Source organism: Candidatus Pelagibacter communis, from assembly GCF_001180225.1.
Taxonomy (GTDB): Bacteria; Pseudomonadota; Alphaproteobacteria; order Pelagibacterales; family Pelagibacteraceae; genus Pelagibacter; species Pelagibacter ubique_D.
The window spans coordinates 117855-138152 of record NZ_CVST01000040.1; the positions used below are offsets into that span (position 1 = coordinate 117855).

General features: G+C 27.6%; 21 protein-coding genes. 10 read left to right on the forward strand and 11 right to left on the reverse strand.

The window, feature by feature from the left end; genetic code table 11:
- Genes ctaD through AMN99_RS03370 form a run of 3 tightly spaced genes read right to left on the reverse strand, consistent with a single transcriptional unit; the run spans position 1 to position 3214 of the window.
- A complete protein-coding gene (ctaD, locus tag AMN99_RS03360; RefSeq protein WP_075506423.1) occupies positions 1 to 1635 on the reverse strand; it encodes a cytochrome c oxidase subunit I in 1635 nt (544 codons plus the stop codon).
- A gap of 1 nt (position 1636) precedes the next feature.
- Positions 1637 to 2452, reverse strand: a complete 816-nt coding sequence (gene coxB, locus AMN99_RS03365) for a cytochrome c oxidase subunit II (RefSeq protein ID WP_075506424.1) — start codon at positions 2450 to 2452, stop codon at positions 1637 to 1639.
- 60 nt (positions 2453 to 2512) lie between these two features.
- Complete coding sequence (locus AMN99_RS03370; RefSeq protein WP_075506425.1) at positions 2513 to 3214, reverse strand: RsmE family RNA methyltransferase; 702 nt, start codon at positions 3212 to 3214, stop codon at positions 2513 to 2515.
- A 16-nt stretch (positions 3215 to 3230) separates the two neighbouring features.
- Here AMN99_RS03370 and AMN99_RS03375 point away from each other — a divergent pair, with 16 nt between their 5' ends.
- From AMN99_RS03375 to AMN99_RS03385, 3 genes are read left to right on the forward strand one after another with little or no spacing between them, the layout of a single operon-like run.
- Positions 3231 to 3896, forward strand: a complete 666-nt coding sequence (locus tag AMN99_RS03375) for a haloacid dehalogenase type II (RefSeq protein WP_075506426.1) — start codon at positions 3231 to 3233, stop codon at positions 3894 to 3896.
- Between the two features lie 18 nt (positions 3897 to 3914).
- On the forward strand, positions 3915 to 4751 hold the full coding sequence (locus tag AMN99_RS03380; protein WP_075506427.1) for a pirin family protein: 837 nt from the start codon (positions 3915 to 3917) through the stop codon (positions 4749 to 4751).
- A gap of 3 nt (positions 4752 to 4754) precedes the next feature.
- Entirely contained in the window at positions 4755 to 5726 is a 972-nt protein-coding gene (locus AMN99_RS03385; protein ID WP_075506428.1) for a quinone oxidoreductase family protein, read from the forward strand.
- On the opposite strand, the gene AMN99_RS03390 is transcribed toward AMN99_RS03385, so the two are convergent.
- On the reverse strand, positions 5723 to 6127 hold the full coding sequence (locus AMN99_RS03390; protein ID WP_075506429.1) for a DUF2721 domain-containing protein: 405 nt from the start codon (positions 6125 to 6127) through the stop codon (positions 5723 to 5725). The genes AMN99_RS03385 and AMN99_RS03390 overlap by 4 nt on opposite strands.
- A 52-nt stretch (positions 6128 to 6179) precedes the next feature.
- Here AMN99_RS03390 and ubiA point away from each other — a divergent pair, with 52 nt between their 5' ends.
- The 5 genes from ubiA to AMN99_RS03415 are packed head-to-tail and all read left to right on the forward strand — an operon-like array spanning position 6180 to position 11806.
- A complete protein-coding gene (ubiA, locus tag AMN99_RS03395) occupies positions 6180 to 7046 on the forward strand; it encodes a 4-hydroxybenzoate octaprenyltransferase (protein WP_075506430.1) in 867 nt (288 codons plus the stop codon).
- The gene (locus AMN99_RS03400; RefSeq protein ID WP_075506431.1) at positions 7046 to 8782 is read left to right on the forward strand and encodes an ABC transporter ATP-binding protein; all 1737 of its coding nucleotides are present in this window, start codon (positions 7046 to 7048) and stop codon (positions 8780 to 8782) included. Before ubiA ends, AMN99_RS03400 begins: the two co-directional genes overlap by 1 nt.
- Before the next feature lie 2 nt (positions 8783 to 8784).
- Positions 8785 to 10035: a 3-deoxy-D-manno-octulosonic acid transferase gene (locus AMN99_RS03405; RefSeq protein WP_075506432.1), complete on the forward strand. Its 1251-nt coding sequence runs from the start codon at positions 8785 to 8787 to the stop codon at positions 10033 to 10035.
- A complete protein-coding gene (gene lpxK, locus AMN99_RS03410) occupies positions 10016 to 10942 on the forward strand; it encodes a tetraacyldisaccharide 4'-kinase (RefSeq protein WP_075506433.1) in 927 nt (308 codons plus the stop codon). Before AMN99_RS03405 ends, lpxK begins: the two co-directional genes overlap by 20 nt.
- 3 nt (positions 10943 to 10945) lie before the next feature.
- Positions 10946 to 11806, forward strand: coding sequence for a lysophospholipid acyltransferase family protein (locus AMN99_RS03415; RefSeq protein WP_075506434.1), 861 nt, complete (start codon positions 10946 to 10948; stop codon positions 11804 to 11806).
- 5 nt (positions 11807 to 11811) lie between these two features.
- Here AMN99_RS03415 and AMN99_RS03420 read toward each other — a convergent pair whose 3' ends face one another.
- Positions 11812 to 12006 (reverse strand): DUF2093 domain-containing protein, encoded by a 195-nt coding sequence (locus AMN99_RS03420; protein WP_075506502.1) that lies wholly within the window; start codon positions 12004 to 12006, stop codon positions 11812 to 11814.
- Positions 12007 to 12029: 23 nt separating this feature from the next.
- Here AMN99_RS03420 and purD point away from each other — a divergent pair, with 23 nt between their 5' ends.
- A complete protein-coding gene (purD, locus tag AMN99_RS03425) occupies positions 12030 to 13295 on the forward strand; it encodes a phosphoribosylamine--glycine ligase (protein ID WP_075506435.1) in 1266 nt (421 codons plus the stop codon).
- Positions 13292 to 13855, forward strand: coding sequence for a 16S rRNA (guanine(966)-N(2))-methyltransferase RsmD (rsmD, locus tag AMN99_RS03430; RefSeq protein WP_075506436.1), 564 nt, complete (start codon positions 13292 to 13294; stop codon positions 13853 to 13855). Before purD ends, rsmD begins: the two co-directional genes overlap by 4 nt.
- Here rsmD and AMN99_RS03435 read toward each other — a convergent pair.
- The 6 genes from AMN99_RS03435 to AMN99_RS03460 are packed head-to-tail and all read right to left on the reverse strand — an operon-like array spanning position 13852 to position 20271.
- Positions 13852 to 15006 (reverse strand): glucose-6-phosphate isomerase, encoded by a 1155-nt coding sequence (locus AMN99_RS03435; RefSeq protein WP_075506437.1) that lies wholly within the window; start codon positions 15004 to 15006, stop codon positions 13852 to 13854. The two genes, rsmD and AMN99_RS03435, sit on opposite strands and share 4 nt — an antisense overlap.
- Positions 15006 to 15317, reverse strand: a complete 312-nt coding sequence (locus AMN99_RS03440; protein ID WP_075506438.1) for a DUF3035 domain-containing protein — start codon at positions 15315 to 15317, stop codon at positions 15006 to 15008. The genes AMN99_RS03435 and AMN99_RS03440 overlap by 1 nt, the downstream gene beginning before the upstream one ends.
- Positions 15304 to 15810: a signal peptidase II gene (gene lspA, locus AMN99_RS03445; RefSeq protein WP_075506439.1), complete on the reverse strand. Its 507-nt coding sequence runs from the start codon at positions 15808 to 15810 to the stop codon at positions 15304 to 15306. Before lspA ends, AMN99_RS03440 begins: the two co-directional genes overlap by 14 nt.
- Positions 15810 to 18539 carry an isoleucine--tRNA ligase gene (gene ileS, locus AMN99_RS03450; RefSeq protein WP_075506440.1) on the reverse strand — a complete coding sequence of 910 codons (2730 nt, stop codon included), beginning with the start codon at positions 18537 to 18539 and terminating at the stop codon, positions 15810 to 15812. Before ileS ends, lspA begins: the two co-directional genes overlap by 1 nt.
- Entirely contained in the window at positions 18536 to 19459 is a 924-nt protein-coding gene (locus AMN99_RS03455; protein ID WP_075506441.1) for a bifunctional riboflavin kinase/FAD synthetase, read from the reverse strand. Before AMN99_RS03455 ends, ileS begins: the two co-directional genes overlap by 4 nt.
- Entirely contained in the window at positions 19453 to 20271 is an 819-nt protein-coding gene (locus tag AMN99_RS03460) for a TIGR01459 family HAD-type hydrolase (RefSeq protein WP_075506442.1), read from the reverse strand. Before AMN99_RS03460 ends, AMN99_RS03455 begins: the two co-directional genes overlap by 7 nt.
- Between the last annotated feature and the right edge of the window lie 27 nt (positions 20272 to 20298).

A 20298-nucleotide genomic window follows, 5' to 3' on the forward strand; every position in this document is an offset into this window, starting at 1 on the left:
TTAAGTAGTAGATTTTTCTGCACTCTCTTCATCTTCAAACTTCGGTAATTCATCAAAAGTATGAAAATTTGGAGGAGACGGTACTGTCCACTCTAAAGTTGTTGCTCCTTCACCCCAAGGGTTTTGAGCAGCAGCTTTTTTCTTATAAAATGCATAAATTAGATTTGCGAAAAATACTCCTAAACCAATTACAGAAATATATGATCCAATTGAAGATATATAATTCCAACCAGCAAATGCATCTGGATAATCTGCATATCTTCTAGGCATCCCCGCTAAACCTAAGAAGTGTTGAGGGAAGAAAATTAAGTTTACACCAATAAATGTTAACCAGAAGTGTAATTGACCTAACCACTCTGAATACTCGTAACCACTCATTTTTCCAAACCAGTAATAAAAGCCTGCAAAGATTGCGAACACCGCACCCAAAGATAATACATAGTGGAAGTGAGCTACTACATAGTAAGTATCATGCATTGCTGTATCTACACCTGCATTTGCAAGAACAACACCTGTAACTCCACCGACTGTAAATAAAAATATAAATCCTAAAGCCCAAACCATGGGTGTCTTAAATGATATTGAACCACCCCACATAGTTGCTATCCAAGAAAATATTTTAATTCCCGTCGGGACGGCAATGATCATCGTCGCTGCTAAGAAATAAGCTTTAGTATCCGTGCTTAAACCAACTGTATACATATGGTGAGCCCATACAACGAAACCAACTATTCCAATTGCTACCATTGCATATGCCATACCTAAATATCCAAATACTGGTTTTCTTGAGAATGTTGAAACAATATGACTGATCATTCCAAAACCAGGTAAAATTAAAATATAAACTTCAGGATGTCCAAAGAACCAGAATAGGTGTTGGAATAATACTGGATCTCCACCTGTTTGAGCATCAAAGAATGCAGTTCCGAAATTTCTATCTGTTAATAGCATTGTGATTGCACCTGCTAACACTGGAAGTGATAAAAGTAATAAGAACGCTGTAACTAAAATTGACCAAGCAAATAAAGGCATTTTATGCAATGTCATACCTGGGGTTCTCATGTTTAAAATTGTAGTAATAAAGTTTACTGCTCCTAAAATTGAAGACGCTCCTGCCAAGTGTAAACTTAAAATAGCAAAGTCCATTGCTGGACCAGGCTGTCCTGCTGTAGATGATAAAGGAGGATAGATTGTCCATCCACCACCAACTCCAGTTTGACCTGGAGGGCCATCCATAAATATAGACATGATTAATAAAATGAATGAAGTTGGTAGTAACCAAAATGAAATGTTATTCATTCTTGGGAATGCCATATCAGGTGCACCAATCATGATTGGTACAAACCAATTTCCAAAACCACCAATCATTGCTGGCATAACCATAAAGAAGATCATGATTAAACCATGACCTGTTACTAAGACATTGTATAAATGATAATTTCCACCTAAAATTCCATCACCTGGATGCATTAATTCCATTCTCATTAAAACTGAAAATGCAGTTCCGATCACACCAGCAACAATTGCAAATATAAGGTACATTGTACCAATATCTTTGTGATTAGTTGAATATGCCCAACGTTTCCAACCAGTTGGCGTATGATGATCGTCGTGTGATGCAGTTTGTGTATACATATTATTTACTCGCTAGTTTTTTAAATTGATCTTCTTCATTAATTTCTTTTGCAAATTTTATTTTAGCACCAGTAAGCCATTCTTGATATTCCTCCTCAGAAACTACTCTTACTGTAATCGGCATAAAAGCATGTTTAATTCCACAAAGCTCAGAACACTGTCCATAATAAGTTCCAACTTCTTCTGCTTTAAACCATGTTTCATTTATTCTTCCAGGAACTGCATCTCTTTTAACTCCAAAAGATGGTAAAGCCCAAGCGTGCAAAACATCATTTGCGGTAATTAAAACTTTAACTACTTTATTTACTGGAACAACTAATTCATTATCTACAGCTAATAATCTAGGCTGATTTTCTTTTAAATCTTTATCTTCAATCATGTAAGAGTCGAAAATAATATTTTCATCTGGATACTCATATCCCCAGTACCATTGATAACCAATTGCCTTAACTGTTACATCTGCTTTCGGTATTGAATCTTGTTTATATAAAATTTTAAACGATGGAACTGCCATCACGATTAAAATTAAACATGGAATTAATGTCCATAAAACTTCTACTGCAACATTGTGAGTTCTTTTAGAAGGAACTGGATTTGCTGATGCTCTAAATCTGATACATGCATAGACCATCAAAAATAAAACGAAAACACTTATCGCAATTATGATTGGTAATAACAATTTATCATGAAAATTAACGATATCTCTCATAGACTCTGATGCTGCTTTTTGAAAACCTAATTGCCAATCTTTCGGCTGGTTAGCAAACGCAACTGCAGGAGTTAAAGTAGAAAGAATTGTTAATAAAATTTTTTTCATTTTTTTACCCTATATAGAACGTCTTCAAAAAAATTACACTTTAGTTTTCGCGACAAAATATCAATTTATGGCGTATTTTATGATCGATATAGCTGAAATTACGGCTGTTTCAGATCTCAATATATTCTCATTAATTTTCAATGGTTGAACTCCACTAAATTTTAGAATCTTAGCCCTTTCCTCTTCAGAAAAATCTCCCTCTGGACCGATAATTACACATGTAGGTTTATCTGTAACCTTATTTAAATCTATTCTGGTATTTTCAGAATTTAGATCAGTAAAAATTAAATCAACTTTATTGTTATTTAAAAAATCATCTAATGATTTTGGGTCTTCAATATCTGGAATATTAATTCTATTTGATTGTTCTGATGCTTCAATAATTACTTTCTCTAATCGCTCTTTATTAATCTTACGAACAATCGTTCTATCAAATATTATGGGAATAAACTTTGTAACACCTAACTCAGTTGCTTTTTGTATCATAAAGTTAAAGTAATTTGATTTAATTGGAGAAAATGCCAACCACAATTCTTTTGGATTTTCTTTATGTCTTAATTGTTTTGTAATATTAAATTCAACAACACCTTTTGAGATATTTAAAATTTTTGCTTCCCATTCACCACTGCTGTTGAATAATGAGAAAACTTCATTTTCTTTAACTCTCATTACTTTGTGTAAGTAATGTGATTGGGATTTATCAAGTGTATCAGTTAAATTATTAGATAAACTTTTAGAAAAATATAATCTAATGTTACTCATTTTATTAAATTAGTTTATGAAAAATATTAAAGCAATAATTTTTGACGCTTACGGCACTTTATTCGATGTAAATTCAGCAGCAGAAAAATGCAAAGATAAAATTGGTGATAAGTGGGAGGCTTTTGCAAATTATTGGAGAACCACACAATTAGAATACACATGGCTTAGAAGTTTAATGAAAAGACATAAAGATTTTTGGCAAATCACTGAAAATAGTTTGGATAAATCAATGAGTGTGTTTAAAATAGATAATTCAATGAGGGATGAATTATTAAATCTATATAAAATACTCTCTCCTTTTGAAGAAGTACCAGAAGTTTTAAAATCTTTAAAAGAAAAAAATTTAAAACTAGCAATACTTTCTAACGGTACGCCTTCTTTGTTAAATGAATTAGTACAAAGTAATAAATTAGACAATTTATTTGATGATATTTTTTCTGTCGAAGAAGTTGGTATTTTTAAGCCTGACTCTAAAGTTTATGATATGCCAATAAAAAAATATAAAATTGAAAAAAATGAAGTTGCTTTTTTAAGTGCAAATACTTGGGATGTATCTGGTGGAGGAAACTATGGATACAATTCTATATGGGTAAATAGAAATAATAATATCTTTGATAAACTTGATTATTCACCACAAAATGAAATTAAAAACTTAAATGATCTACTTGATATAACTAAGTAGATAATTATATCAACTTACATGAAATCAATTGAAGTATCAAAAATTATAGATCCTATTCCAGCTTCGGATGGTGCGGGAGTAAAATTAAAAAGAAGTATTGGTGTTGAGCCAAATTACTTTGATCCTTTCTTAATGCTAGATGAATTTGGATCTGAAAATAGCGAAGACTATATTGCTGGTTTCCCTCCCCACCCACATCGAGGAATTGAAACCGTTACATATATGCTCGCTGGAGATTTTGAACACAAAGATAGCACTGGTGGTGAAGGAAGAATGACTGCAGGTGATGTTCAGTGGATGAAAACAGGAAGTGGAATTATTCATTCAGAAATGCCTGCTATGAAAGAAGGAAGACTTCATGGCTTTCAACTATGGATTAACATGCCTGCTAAATTAAAAATGAGTAAGCCTGAATATATTTATATTGATGCTGATAAAATGAGTGTTCATAAAGATGATGAAAAACAAGTAAAAGTTATTGCAGGAAAATTTGAAAATGCTGAAGGACCTGTAAAAGGTCATAATGTAGAACCAGTTTATTTTGATGTAGAATTAGATAAAGAAAAAGAGTTTAATTTTAATATTCCATCAACTCACAATACATTTATTTACTTAATTGATGGTGAAATCGAAATTGGCAGTGAGAAACATGATAATGTTAAGGATAGTACTTTAATATTATTAACAAAAGGTGAAGAGCTTAAAGTAAAAGCAAAAACAGATGCTAAATTTCTTGTAATATCTGGAAAACCGATAAATGAAGAAATTGCAAGAGGTGGTCCTTTTGTGATGAATACTAAAGCAGAAATCTTGCAAGCAGTTCAAGATTATCATAATGGTACATTTGTAAAATAAATTATGAATTCAGTTATAATATCAAAAGCAGGTGGACCAGAAGTTTTAGAATATAAAGAACTTAAACTTGAAGATCCAAAAGCTGATGAAGTAACGATTAAAAATCATGCGATCGGTTTAAATTACATTGATACTTATCATCGATCAGGACTTTATCCATTAACTCTACCCTCCCCAATAGGTCTAGAGGGAGCTGGAGAAATAACTAAAGTTGGTTCAGAAGTAAAAGATTTTAAAGTTGGAGATAAAGTTGCATACTGTGCAGCTCCTCTTGGTGCTTACTCAACTCATAGAAATTACCCAACTAAAAACTTGGTAAAAGTTCCTGATAATGTTGATTTAGAAACAGCAGCAACTTTGATGACAAAAGGAATAACTACATTTTATCTTTTACACAAAACTTATCCTGTAATATCTGGAGAAGATATTTTATTTCACGCAGCAGCTGGTGGTGTTGGTCAAATATTTGGACAATGGGCCAAAAGTCTAGGATGCAATGTTATTGGTACTGTCGGTTCAGATGAAAAAATAGAAAATGCAAAACAAAATGGCTACGACCATGTGATTAATTATAACAAAGATAATTTTGCTGAAAAAGTAAAAGAAATTACTGAAGGAAAAGGATTATCTGTCGTCTATGATGGTGTTGGAAAAAATACTTTTGATGGTTCAATTGAATGTTTAAAATTAAGAGGAATGTTAGTTTCTTTTGGTAACGCATCAGGACCTTTAGATCCAGTTAACGTTGCAAAATCAATTCAACCAAAGGGACTTTATTTAACAAGACCAAGTATTATGCAGTACACAACTACAAGAGAAGAATTAGATGAAGCTGCTAATAAAGTTTTTGAAATGGCTTCAAGTGGAAAAGTAAAAGTAAAAATTTCAAAAAAATATTCTTTAAAAGATATTGCTCAAGCACACAAAGATCTAGAGTCTAGAGTTCTTACTGGTCCAGCAGTTATACTTCCCTAATTTACATCTACATCCATATCAGACATATGGAGTTTAAGGGCATTTGTTGAAATTTGAATTTCTCTAATAAAAAAAATAATTGATATAATCATGGATAAACAACATGAGCCAAAAATTACTCTCGCTGCAAACACTTCATCTAAATAAAGTGCGAAAACAGTAAGCATATTGAATAGGAAGCCAAATGAAGCAAATAAAATTGTCCATCTAAGAAGTGTTATCCTGCCACTTAAATTGATAAACTGCTTCTTCCATTCAGGTGGAATATGCTTTTCATAAACATGCTCGTCATGAAGTTGACGAATTAAAATACTTAATGAGTGAAATCTATTGCTATAGACACTCATAAGCAATGGAATAGCCGGAAACATTAAAGCAGTAACTGTGTAATCTATGTTCATACGAATCAATTTGATTATGAAACTACCCTTTGTTATTTACAAGTAAATTATTATGAACCAAATTAAACTTTTCATTGAATTGACAAGATTAAAAAAACCTATCGGTTACATGCTTTTATTTTGGCCTTGTGCATGGGGTTTAACACTAGCATATGATTTTTCATTGAGTTGGAATAACTATTTTTTTTATTTAATTTTATTTTTTCTTGGTTCAGTTCTAATGCGTTCAGCCGGATGTATTGTGAATGATATTTTAGATAGAGAATTTGATGCTAAAGTTTTTAGGACTAAGGATCGACCGATAGCCTCAGGAAAAATTTCAGTTAAACTTGCAATCTTTTATTCAACAACACTTTGCTTATTAGCTTTTTTAGTTTTAATTAATTTTAACTTATTCACTATAATATTAGCTCTAGGTTCAATGCCACTTGCTTTTACTTATCCTTTAATGAAAAGATTTACTTATTGGCCTCAATTATTTTTAGGTATTACTTTTAATTATGGTCTAATACTTGGATGGACAGCAATTAAAGGTCAGATTGATATAATTCCTGTTCTATTTTATTTAGGAGCCATATTTTGGACATTAGGCTATGACACGATATATGGGTTTCAGGATATTAAAGATGATGAAATTATTGGACTAAAATCAACCTCAATTAAATTTAAAGGAAATGCAAAAAAATTTCTATTTTTATGTTACTCAATTTTATTGGTTTTATTTTTTATTGGAGGATATCTAATAGAGTTTAAATCTATTTATTATTTTTTATCTATATTGCCTCTAATGCATTTATTTTTATATCAAATGAGAGTTTTTAATTTAACTAATCCCTTTAGCTGTTTAAAAGCTTTTAAAAGTAATAATGTGTTTGGTCTAATTATTTTTATAAATATTTTAATCTCTAAAAATTTTTAATGAATAAATCTGAAATTTATAAAAGATTGTATAAAGATTATTCGAAAAAATATTTAAATAAAATTTTTTTATCAGCTTTTTTATCTATATTAGTGGCTGGGAGCACTTCATCAATTGCATGGCTTTTAGATCCTGCAATTAAAAAACTTTTTATAGATAAAGATCAGTCATTATTAGTTTTGATACCTTTAATGATAATATTTGCTTTTACAACCAAAGGTCTATCTTTATACTTTGCAAAAGCAACGATGATAAATGTTGGGGAGTCGATTAAAAAAAAACTTCAGAATGACATGGTAAATAATTTAGTTTCAACAGATACACAAATTATTGACAAAAAACATTCGGGAAAATTTATTTCAAATCTTACTTATGATGTTACACACATTACAAATTTACTAAGTAATTCAATATTAACTTTATTCAAAGACTCATTAACACTAGTTGGTTTGTTAATAGTAATGTTTTCACAAAATTGGAAATTGGCTCTTATTTCTATCATAATGATACCTTTGGCAAGCTTATCTGCTAAAACTTTAGGAAAAAGAATCAGCAAAGTAGCTACAGAAGCTCAAGAAAAATCTGGTTTTCTAACCACCTATCTAGTTGAACTTTTCAAAAATCACAAACTGATTAAAATATTTCAAAAAGAGGAATTTGAAAAAAGTAGAGCTGATGTATTTTTAACAGAATTAAAAGAGAAAAATCAAAAAATACAAACTGTATTCGTAAGGATGTCTCCAATTATGGAGACCTTTACCGGTATAATGATTGCAATTTTAATTTTTTATTCAGGATTACTAATGTCTAAAGGTGAACTTGAAATTAATAATTTTTTTTCTTTTTTAGCAGCAATGATGTTAGCTTACCAACCTGTGAGGGCGCTATCGACGCTAAACTTGGTTGCAAATCAAGGATTATCTGCAGCTTCTAGGATACTTCCAATAATTGACCAAAAAAATAAAATTAATGACAAAAAAGGAGCAAGTAGACTTTTAATTAAAAATTCAAAAATACAATTTTTAAATGTAAATTTTGCTTATGAGAACCAAAGCGAAGATACACTAAATTCAATTAACCTTGAATTTGAAGGGGGAAAAATGACCTCATTAGTTGGTCATAGTGGGTCAGGCAAATCAACAATTATGAATCTAATTCCTAGGTTTTATGACAAAAAATCTGGAGATATTTTAATAGACAACCAATCTATATATGATGTGAGCATAAAATCTTTGAGAAAAGAAATTTCTCTTGTAAGCCAAGAAACAACACTTTTTGATGATACAATAATTAATAATATTAAATATGCCAAAGACGACGCTACAGATGAAGAGATTTTTAAAGTATCAAAATTATCTTTTTGTCATGAATTTATAAATAATTTACCAAATAAATATGAAACAATAATTGGTGAAAATGGAGTAAGATTATCTGGAGGGGAAAAACAGAGACTATCAATTGCGAGAGCTATGATGAAGGAAAGTTCTATTATTCTTCTTGATGAAGCCACTTCATCATTGGACTCAGAAACAGAAACAAAGATACAAGAAGCGTTAAAAATTTTAACTAAAAATAAAACAACTGTTGTTATTGCTCATAGACTTTCAACTATTTTAAATTCTAATAATATTTACTTAATAGATAATGGAAAAATTGTTGATAATGGTAATCACGAAGATTTGCTTGGAAGATCTAAACTTTACAAAAGCTTTTATGAGAAACAAATACAAAAATAGAAATGTTATTTTTATATCAAATAATTGTTTTGTTAATTTTAATATTATCCCCTTTTATAATTGTATTTAGATTAATAAAAAAAAAAGAAGATAAAAATAGGTTTACAGAAAAATTTAGTTTTCCATCAAAAAAAAGAATTAAAGGCAAACTCATTTGGTTTCATGGTGCAAGTGTAGGTGAAATTATGAGTGTTATCCCTTTAATTAAACATTATGAAAAAAATAAATCTGTCAGACAAATATTAATTACATCCAGTACATTAAGTTCATCAAAAGTTATAAAAAAATTTAGATTCAAAAAAACTACGCATCAATTTTATCCTGTAGATTTCTACCAAATTATAAATAGATTTCTAAATTTTTGGAAACCTGATGTGGCTATCTTCATCGACTCAGAAATTTGGCCCTGTATGTTTCAAAATATAAATAAAAGAAAAATACCCTTAATTTTATTAAACGCAAGATTAACAAAAAAAACATATAATAATTGGATTAAAATTAAGAGCTTTGGAAAATCAGTTTTTGACAATTTAACAATTGCTTATCCACAAAATATAGAAACGTTTTCTTATATAAAAAAACTTTCAAATACTAAAATCAATAATCTAGGAAATTTAAAATTTGCAGAAATTGGAGATTATTATTCTGATAAATTTAATTCGAGCCTAATATCAGAATTTAAAAAGAAAAAAATTTGGATTGCTTCAAGCACACACAGTCCTGAAGAGATATTTTGTGGCAAAACGCATCTGCATCTTAAAAAAAAATATAAAAATCTTTTAACAATTATTATTCCAAGACATATACATAGAGTAAATAAAATTAGTTCTGAACTAAATGACCTTGGATTAAATATAACTTTACATAGTTCAAAAAATCAAAAACTAAAAAAAGTAGATATTTATTTAGTTGATAGTTTTGGTGAAACAAAAAAATTTCATGAAATTAGTCCATCAGTATTTTTAGGTGGCTCAATTGTCAATAAAGGTGGACAAAATCCATTAGAAGCAGCTCGATTTGGAGCAAATATATTGCATGGTCCTAATGTAAATAATTTTACTGATATTTATAAACATCTTAAATCTTTAAATGTATCAAGAACTATTTACTCCCCAAAACAATTAGCTTCTTTAATTAAATTCAAAAAAAACAAAAATACTGGGGTGAAAATAAAAAAGATTGGAGATAAAATTTTAAAAAAAACTATAAAAGAGCTAGATAAATATATCCTAAATGAATTTAAAAAAACCTAGATTTTGGGAAATTAAGAAACCTAACTTTTTAGCATATTTATTACTTCCTATTGCAGTATTAATTCAATTTTTAAGTTTGCTTAAAAGTAGTCCAAAAAAAACTAAATTTAAAATAAAAACTATCTGCATTGGAAACATTTATATAGGGGGTACTGGAAAAACTTCTCTAAGTATAGAAGTTAAAAATATTTTAGAAAAAAAAAGTATAAAATCTTGTTTTATTAAAAAATATTATAGTAATCAAAAAGATGAACAAATTCTCTTAAAAAATCATGGTGAACTTTTTTTATCTAAAAAAAGATTTAACGCTATTACGGAAGCTGAAAAGAAAGGTTTTGAGGTTGCTATCTTGGATGATGGTCTTCAAGATAAAAGTGTTGAATATGACACAAAAATTGTTTGTTTTAATAATATTAATTGGATTGGGAACGGATTTACAATCCCTGCGGGACCATTAAGAGAAAAAATTAGTAACTTAAAGAATTATGAAAATGTATTTATAAATGGCAATTTACAGAATTTAGAGCAACTTAAAAAAGAGATACTTAATATCAACCCAAATATTCAGATATATATAGGAAAATATATGCCAGAAAATTTAGATGAGTTTAATATTGAAGATAACTATTTGGCGTTTTCAGGAATTGGTAATCATGGAACTTTTATTTCAATGATGGAAGAATGTGGTTTTAAAATTTTAAAAGATTTAGAATTTGCAGATCATTATGATTACAAAGATGAAGATATAAAAAAAATAATCAATTTAGCAAAAGAATTAGATTGCAAGATTGTGACAACTGAAAAAGATTTTTTAAGGTTAAAAGATATGAACTTTAATAATTTAAAATTTATAAAATCTAAATTGAACATCCTAGAGAAAGAAAAATTTATTGAGTCAATAATCTAAAATATGAAATTTATAAAATATTTTTTTCAATTTTTACTAACTTTGTTTTGTTTTATATTATTTAAAATATTAGGGGTAAAATTATCCTCAAAGTTGGGTGGAAAAATATTTGAAAATATAGGACCATTTTTTAGATCCACAAGAATAATTGATGAAAATATTAAAAGAGCATTACCAAACATAAGCAAAGAAAATCTAGATCAGATCAAAATTTCAATGTGGAATAACTATGGCAGGGTATTTGCAGAATATATTTTTATTAAAAATTTTAGATATGGAAATTTAGAAAAAAATATAGAAATAGATGGAAAAGAAATTTTGGAAGAAATAAAAGAAAAAAAATTACAGGTAGTTTTTATCTCAGGACATTTTAGTAATTTTGAATTAATGGCAATGAGTTTAGAAAAAAATAATATCAAACTTGCAACTATTTATCGTCCATTAAATAATATTTTCTTGAATATAATAATGGAAAAAATTAGAAAAAAATACATATGCCAAAATCAGATTAAAAAAGGCATAGGTGGTTTAAAAAATTTAGTAAAATATAAGAAACAAAATTTTTCGACTGCATTAATGATAGATCAAAGAGTATCAGAGGGAATTTTAAGCAATTTGTTTAACAAAAAAGCATTAACAACAACAATTCCAGCACAGTTGGTTAAAAAATACAACATTCCTATAGTGCCTGTCTTTATAGAAAGAATGAATGATTTAAAATTTAAGATAACTATTAATAAACCAATCTTTTTTTCAAAAGATATCTCAATAAATTCCATTACTGATGAATTAAATAAAATTCTTGAAAAAATGATAATAAAGAAACCTGAGCACTGGATTTGGTCTCACAACCGTTGGAAGTAAATTTATTATTTAAAAGATAGTTCTCTTTTTTTGTTTGCTTCTACATAAGAGTAATAAGCTTCCTGCTTTTCAACATTCCAATATGTTAAGTCTTCTAACATGATTTTTTTACCTGAAACAGCACACATTACATGGTCACCAGCCTCCAATACATTGAAGTTATTAGGAAGATACTTTAATTTAGCTAATTTATTTTTCATTTCTAAGATATATAAATAGTTATATGAAAATTGCAATTTTAGGCAGTGGAGGGAGAGAACATGCTCTTACATTTTCAATATCTAAGTCAAACAAAGTTGAAAAAATTTACTGCATACCAGGTAATGCAGGAACATCTGAAATAGCTGAAAATATTTCGCTAGATATAAATAACTTCAAACAAGTTCATGAATTTTTAAAAAAAAATAATATCGATTTTGTTGTAGTGGGTCCTGAAGATCCACTTGTGAATGGAATTGTAGACTACTTGGAAAAATTAAAAATAAAAGTTTTTGGACCAAATAAAATTGCTTCACAATTAGAAGGTTCAAAAATTTTCACAAAAAATCTATGTAAAAAATATAATATACCAACAGCAGAGTTTGGTGTTTTTAAAAATGCTGAGGAATCTTGTAATTATATAGATAATGCAAAACACCCATTAGTAATTAAAGCAGATAATTTAGCAGCTGGTAAAGGTGTCTATATTTGTAGAGAAAAAAAAGAGTCATATTTAGCGGTAAAAGAAATATTTGATGGCAAGTTTGGAGCTGCAGAAAATATTCTTTTTGAGGAATTTTTAGAAGGTGAAGAAATGAGCTATTTCATAATTAGTGATGGAAAAACATTTAAGTATTTTGGCTCAGCTCAAGATCATAAAAGAGTTGGTGAAGGAGACAAAGGTAAAAATACTGGTGGGATGGGCGCATATTCACCATCAAGATTATTTAATGAAAAATTAGAGCAAAAAATTATAGAAAAAATTATTAAACCAACGTTAAAAGGTATAAATGATTTAGGAACAAAATATAGAGGTTTTCTATATGCAGGATTAATGATTGTTAAGAATGAACCATTTTTAATTGAATACAATGTAAGGATGGGTGATCCTGAATGTCAAACAATTTTGCCAACATTAGACACTGATATCATTAAAATTTTTCAATCATGTATTGATGAAAAACTAGATGAAATAGATATAAAATGGATAAATAAAAAAAGTTTGTGTGTCGTATTATGCTCAAATGGTTATCCAGATAAATATGATAAAAATTTAATTATAAATAATTTTGATAAATTAAATTTAAATGAGAATAATTATCTATTTCATGCTGGAACACTAAAACAAGATAATAAAATTTATTCTGTTGGAGGCAGGGTATTAAATTTTATATCACTTTCAAACACTTACAGTGAAGCAAAAAAAAATATTCACGAAAACTTAGAAAAATTAAACTGGGAAAAGGGTTTTTTTAGAAAAGATATTGGATACAAAGTCATTAATAAATGAGAATTATTGGTGGTAATTTTAAAGGTAAAAAAATTCTTGAACCTAAAGATAAAGAAACAAGACCTTTAAAAGATTTAACAAAAGAGTCTATTTTTAACATTATTAATCATTCAAATAAATTTTCTATAGATCTTGAAAAATCTTATGTCCTGGATTTATTTTCTGGGACAGGATCATTTGGTTTGGAATGTTTATCAAGAGAATCAAAACATGTAATTTTTGTAGAAAATTACAAAGGAATATTACCAATCTTAAAAAAAAATTTAACAAATTTAAAAACGGTCAAAAATTATTCAATTATTGAGAAGAATATTTTTATTGATATTGATTTTTTAAAAAAGATAGAAAAGTTTGATATTATTTTTTTAGATCCTCCATACAAAGAAAGAGATGTTAATACTATTTTAAATAATCTTTCTAAATTCAAAACTCTTAAACCAGATGGAATAATAATTATTCATAGACATAAAAAAGAAAAGGATAATTTTCCAGACAAATTTAAGATTATTGAAGAAAAAAAATATGGAATTTCTAAAATAATATTTGGAAAATTTATTTAAGTTAAAATTTTCTTTGTTTCAGTTTTAATTAACTCAACAGCTGGTTGGTCAAAAGGATTAATTTTAAGAGCTCTTCCCAACAAGATTGTTTCTAAAATAAAGAAAGTAAAAAGTTCACTTAGTGTTTTTTCATCTCTTTTCAAAATCTCAAAACTCCTGAAGGGTAATTTGTTATTTTTAAAAACATTTTCAGTAGCTTGTTTTTGAGCATAAATAATATGATCAATATCTTTATTTTTCAAATAACTTTGCATTTGTAAAATTTGACTATTGTTGATTTTTGGAGAATTTTTTTCTTTTACGTAAAAAAAAGTAAAAAAATTGTTCTTAAAACCATCTAAATATAATTGCATAACGCTGTGATTATCTTTTGGCATATTTGAGATAATAGGAAGTACACCAATACTCTTTTTTCCTAAACTTTCAGCTACCAATTGCTGATACCAATTGAACAAATTTATTGATTTCTCATCATAATTTATGATCACGGAATTAAATTTTTTTCTTTTTACAAAGAATAGAATTTGGTCAACATTATTTACTAAAGAATTAAAATAATTTTTATTTTTCATCAAATTATTAAGTTGTTTAAATTTATTTGAATCTAGACCCATCAACTCTGCTGGCAACATTCCTACTTCTGATAAAACAGAGTATCTTCCTCCTATGAAATTATTGTGATGAACTATTTCTGATTTAAATTTTTCAGCTAAAGTATGAAGATAATTTTTTTTATTTTCTGTAATAAAAATACTTTCACTTTTTTTTTTAACAAAAATATTTGTATTAACAATGGTTTCAATAGTATTGCCAGATTTAGATATTATTAAATTTAAATATCTTTTTTTTGTATTTTTTTTTTTATTTGATTTTAAATTATCTAAAAATTCAAATTTTTTTTTTATTTTATGTCCTAGAAAATCATAAATCGCTTGGGTTCCTAGTGAGGATCCTCCCATCCCAAAAACTCTAAAATTAATATAACTTTTAAATTTAGAAATTGTCTTTTTGTTAAAATTATTTTTGTATTCTTTTTTTAATGATTTGATTACAAAATTATCTTCTTTGAGGAGATTTATTAATTTTTTTTTTAAGTTTCTGTTTAACTTTTTTTCCCTAAAAAGCTTAAGTTTAATATTTTTTGTGAGCATTAATTATTTTTTATTTTGTCCAAAATAGATCCTTCTAGATCGATATCTGACACTTCCTGTTCGGTATTCGCACTACTATCAGTGATTAGACTTTTAATTTTGTTCTCTTCTTTCTGTTCTGTATCTTTATTTTCATTAGGAATAGGAAGCTCATTAAATTCTGGAGGCATCACCAATGGAGATTTTTTTTCCACCAAAAACTCATCGCTACTATTTTTTTTTGGATTTTTAAAACCTTCTTTAACTGTATTACATCCTGATAAAATAGTTAATATTAAACCTAAAATGAAAATAAGATTAAATTTTTTCATTATTTATCTCTTCAGATTTGTTCATAATTTCAATTAATATCATTAAAATTATACCTATAGTTATAAATATATCTGATACATTAAAAATAAACCAATGAAAATTACCCACATGAAAATCTATAAAATCTGGTACAGCTTTGTAAATTAGTCTATCAAAAAAATTTCCCAAAGCACCACCCAGTACTAATAATAGTGCAAATTTTCTTAAAGGATCACTTTTCTTTATCATAAAAATAATAAAAATAATTACTATAAATATTAAAAAAGTTAGTAAATTATAAAAATAATCGTCATTAAATGAAAATAATCCAAACGCTATTCCCTCATTCCAAATTAAATGAATATTCAAAAATTTTGATGAGTATATTTCAGAATTAAAATTAAGTTTATCCTGATGAATTACAAATAGTTTTGAAATTCTGTCTAAAAAAAAAATGATTAAAATAATAACCATTTCTAAAAAATAATTTTTAAATATTTTATTTAAAGACATTAAGAACTTTGAGGACAATTAGATCTGGCACATCCTTTTTCATTTATTTTCCAACACATAGAGCATTTCGTTCCTTTTGCTTTTTCTGTAAGAACATTTACGTCGATATTATTTTCATATTTAACTTCAGCTTTAGATGTTATACAAAGCTCTGAAAAATCAATATCCTTTGTGATACTTTCTAAATTTTGATCTAAATGAATTTTAATTTCAGCTTCTAAACTTGATCCTATTACTTTGGCTGCTCTTTTTTCTTCTATACTTACATTACATAAATTTCTGATTTTAATTAACTCAATCCATTTCTTATTTAATTTTTCATTATGAAAACTTTTTGGGAAAGTTAAAAAGTTTTCTAAATGAATACTTTTTTGGTTTTTAAATAATAATTGATAAATTTCTTCAGTTGTGAAAGACAATATTGGAGCAAACCATCTAAGCAGAGAATTTAAAATTATATTTAGCAACAAGATAGTTGATTTTCGCTTAGGGTCATCTAAAGAATCACAGTATAAAGTGTCTTTTCTTATATCAAAATAAAAAGCTGACAAATCTACAGTACAAAAATTTAATAATTCTTTATACAAATTATGAAAATCATAATTCTCAAAATATTTTTTGAAATTATTGTTTAAAGAATACAATTTGTGTAGCATATACTGCTCTAAATCAGGTAATTTATTTAGTTCTATTTTTTCAAGATCAATTATCTCAAAATTATCGTTAAGATTTCCTAACAAATATCTAAATGTATTTCTAATCTTCCTATAGGAGTCTGCGTGTTGATCTAAGATTGAATAATCTATTCTTAAATCTTCAGAATAATTAGATGATGCTACCCAAATTCTTAAAATATCTGCTCCATATTTTTTTAAAATATCTTCTGGAGCAATCACATTTCCTAATGATTTAGACATTTTTAAACCTTTTCCATCTACGACAAAACCGTGAGATAAAATTGAGTCAAAAGGAGCTCTGCCTCTAGTTCCACATGATTCTAATAATGATGAATGAAACCACCCTCTATGTTGATCTGAACCTTCTAAATACATTGATGCTGGCCATTTAAGGTCATTTCTTTTCTCTAATACAAATGAGTGAGTTGAGCCACTATCAAACCAAACTTCAACGATATCACTTAATTTATCATAATCTTGGGCTTTATATTTATCGCCTAAAAATCTTTGCGGATCGTCTGAAAACCAACAATCAGATCCTTCTTTTTCATAAATTGCTGCAATATTTTCATTAACTTCATCATCAACTAAAATTTCTTTAGTTTTTTTATTAACAAAAATAGGTAAAGGGACACCCCACACTCTTTGTCTAGAAACGCACCAATCAGGTCTAGTTTCGATCATAGATTTTAATCTTTCTTTTCCCTTGCTTGGATAAAATGTTGTATCATCAATGGCTTTTAAAGCTTTGTCTCTTAATTTATGACTTTCCATAGAAATAAACCACTGAGGTGTTGCTCTATGAACCAATGGTGCTTTTGATCTCCAAGAATGAGGATAAGAATGAACTAGCTCACCATTTGATAATAAATTTTTTTGCTCTTTAAGTTTTTCAATTACTATTGGATTAGCTTTAAAAATATGAATACCTTCAAATAATTTTACATTATTTGTATATTTCCCATCACCATCAACTGTCTCTATTGCTTTTATTCCATTATTCAAACATAAATTAAAATCATCTGGTCCATGACTTGGCGCACAATGAACTATTCCAGTACCCTGCTCTGTCGTCACAAATCTTGCTTCTAACATTGGGATCTCAGTTTCATAACCTAATTTTAAAAAGGGATGATTACAAATAGTATCTTTGAACTCTTTTCCTTTAAACTTTTTAATCTCTTTATAATTTTTAATTCCACATTCTTTTATGACTGACTCAAGTAAAGCTTGTGCGACAACTATTTTTCTGTTTTGAAAATCTCCCTCATCATTAACTTGCAATAAAACATATTCTAATGCTTCATTATAAGCTAAAGCTTTGTTTGCAGGAATCGTCCATGGTGTTGTGGTCCAAATTATAATTTCACTTTTTTCTAATTCTTTGATCTTAGACGACCTTACTGGAAACGATGTATATATAGTATCTGACTTATGATCTTGGTATTCTACTTCTGCATCAGCAAGTGCAGTCTTTTCTACAGTTGACCATAAAACTGGTTTGTAACCTCGATATAAACTTCCTTCTTTAAGAAATTTTCCTAGCTCTCTTACTATTTGAGCTTCCGCATCAAAGCTCATTGTAGAATAATAATTTTCCCAATCACCAACTACGCCTAATCTTTTAAATTGACCTTTGTGAATTTCAATCCATTTTTCCGCAAAAGATCTACACTCTTTTCTGAACTCAACTATAGGAACATCATTTTTATTTTTCTTATTTTTTTTGTATTCCTCTTCTATTTTCCATTCAATGGGCAAACCATGACAATCCCATCCAGGGACATAAATTGAGTCTTTTCCATCCATTTGATGAAATTTTACAATTATATCTTTTAAAATTTTATTTAATGCTGTCCCCATATGAATATTGCCATTTGCATAGGGAGGGCCATCGTGTAAAATAAATTTTTCTTTGCCTTTACTAGATTTTCTCAATTGATCATAAAGATTTATTTTTTGCCAATAATCCAGAATCTCAGGCTCTCTGATTGGTAAATTGGCCTTCATAGAGAAAGCTGTTTTAGGTAAATTTATATTAGATTTACTCATTTAGTTTTTTTTGCAATATTTAAATCAGATTTAATTTGTTTTCTGAGTTGATCAACATTCTTAAATTTTTTTTCTTTTCTAATAAACTTTAAAAACTGCACTGATAAAAGCTTATTATAAAGATTTCCAGAAAAATTAAACAAATGTACCTCAAGTAAGATTTTTTTTTGATTAAATGTGGGTCTGTAGCCAAGATTTGCTATACCACTCAATTTTTTTTGATTTTTTTTTCTTAATACTCTTACTGCATAAACTCCTGGCTGTGCTAAGACATAATCCTTAATATCTATGTTACATGTTGGAAAACCAATTTTTTTTCCAACTTGTCTTCCCTTTTGAACTATTCCATCAATGGTCCACTCTCTTCCTAAAAATTTATTAGCTCTATTTAAATTACCTTTTTCCAGCAAGTTTCTTATTATCGTTGAAGATACTATTTTTTTACTTTTTAAAAGTGGCTTTGGTTTGATTACTTTATAATTATAATTTTTTTCATTTTGTATAAGTAATTTAACATCACCTTCTCTTTTATTTCCAAATCTAAAATTATTACTTACAAATATAAATTTACAATTGAGTTTTTTATATAAAATTTCTTTTATAAATTTAGTTGATTTTATTTTAGAAAAATTTTTATCAAATTTTTTTGTAATTATAAAATCTACTTTTAATTCTTTGAGTAATTCTATTTTTTGATTTACAGAAGAAATTTTAAAATTCTTCAATGAATTATTAAAATACATCTTAGGCATTGGATCAAAATTAATCACACCAATTTTTGAATTATATTTTTTTTTATATGATAGAGCTAATTTAAATAATTTTTGATGTCCTAAGTGAAGACCATCAAAATTTCCAATTAATATAATTGAGTTTTTATGGTGATTATTAATATTGAAATTTTTATATAACTTTACCATTTTAATTCTGTTTGAGTAAAATTAACGATAGCTTCATACTCTTTTGATACTTCGGTAACTCCTTTGTTCTGTATTTCTTCTTTATGAATTCCATTACAAACCAACAAGGAATGGTAATTTAATAAGTTAGCACCCTTTATATCTGTATTTAAATTATCACCAATTGCCAAAACTTTCTTACCAATATTGTCTATAGACTGATTATAAACCTCAGCATGAGGTTTGCCGAAATAAATTACTTCTCCTCCCATTTTTTCAAAAACCATAGCAACTGAACCTGCACACAATTCTCTAATATTACCTCTATCAACAATTAAATCAGGGTTGGTACAAATCATTTTTTTTGTTATGTGTTTTTCAAGCAAGCTTTTATAATAACTTAAATCATCCTCATGGTCATCAAACAAACCTGTACAAAGTAAATATTCACTTTCATTTAGTTCGGTTGATTTATTATTTTTAAATTCATTGAATAAATCAAAATCTCTAGGGGGACCTATATGAAAAAAATTCTTAGATTTGAAAGATGTTTTTAAAAAATTTAAAGCTGCTTCACCCGAGGTATAAACATGCTTTGTCAAATCTTCACTCATACCCATTTTTTCTAAAAATTTATTCACTGTAGTATTTGGTCTTGGAGCATTGGTTAATAGAACAAAACTTTTATTTTTTTTCTTCAGTTCATTCAGAGTTGCTATTGCCGAGTTATGTAATTTGACACCATTATGAATGACCCCCCATAAATCTATGTAAAATAGGTCATAATTATTAGCAATTGACTGAAGGCCATCTAGGTCTAAATTTTTAGTCATTATTTTACCTATAAACCATAATATTTA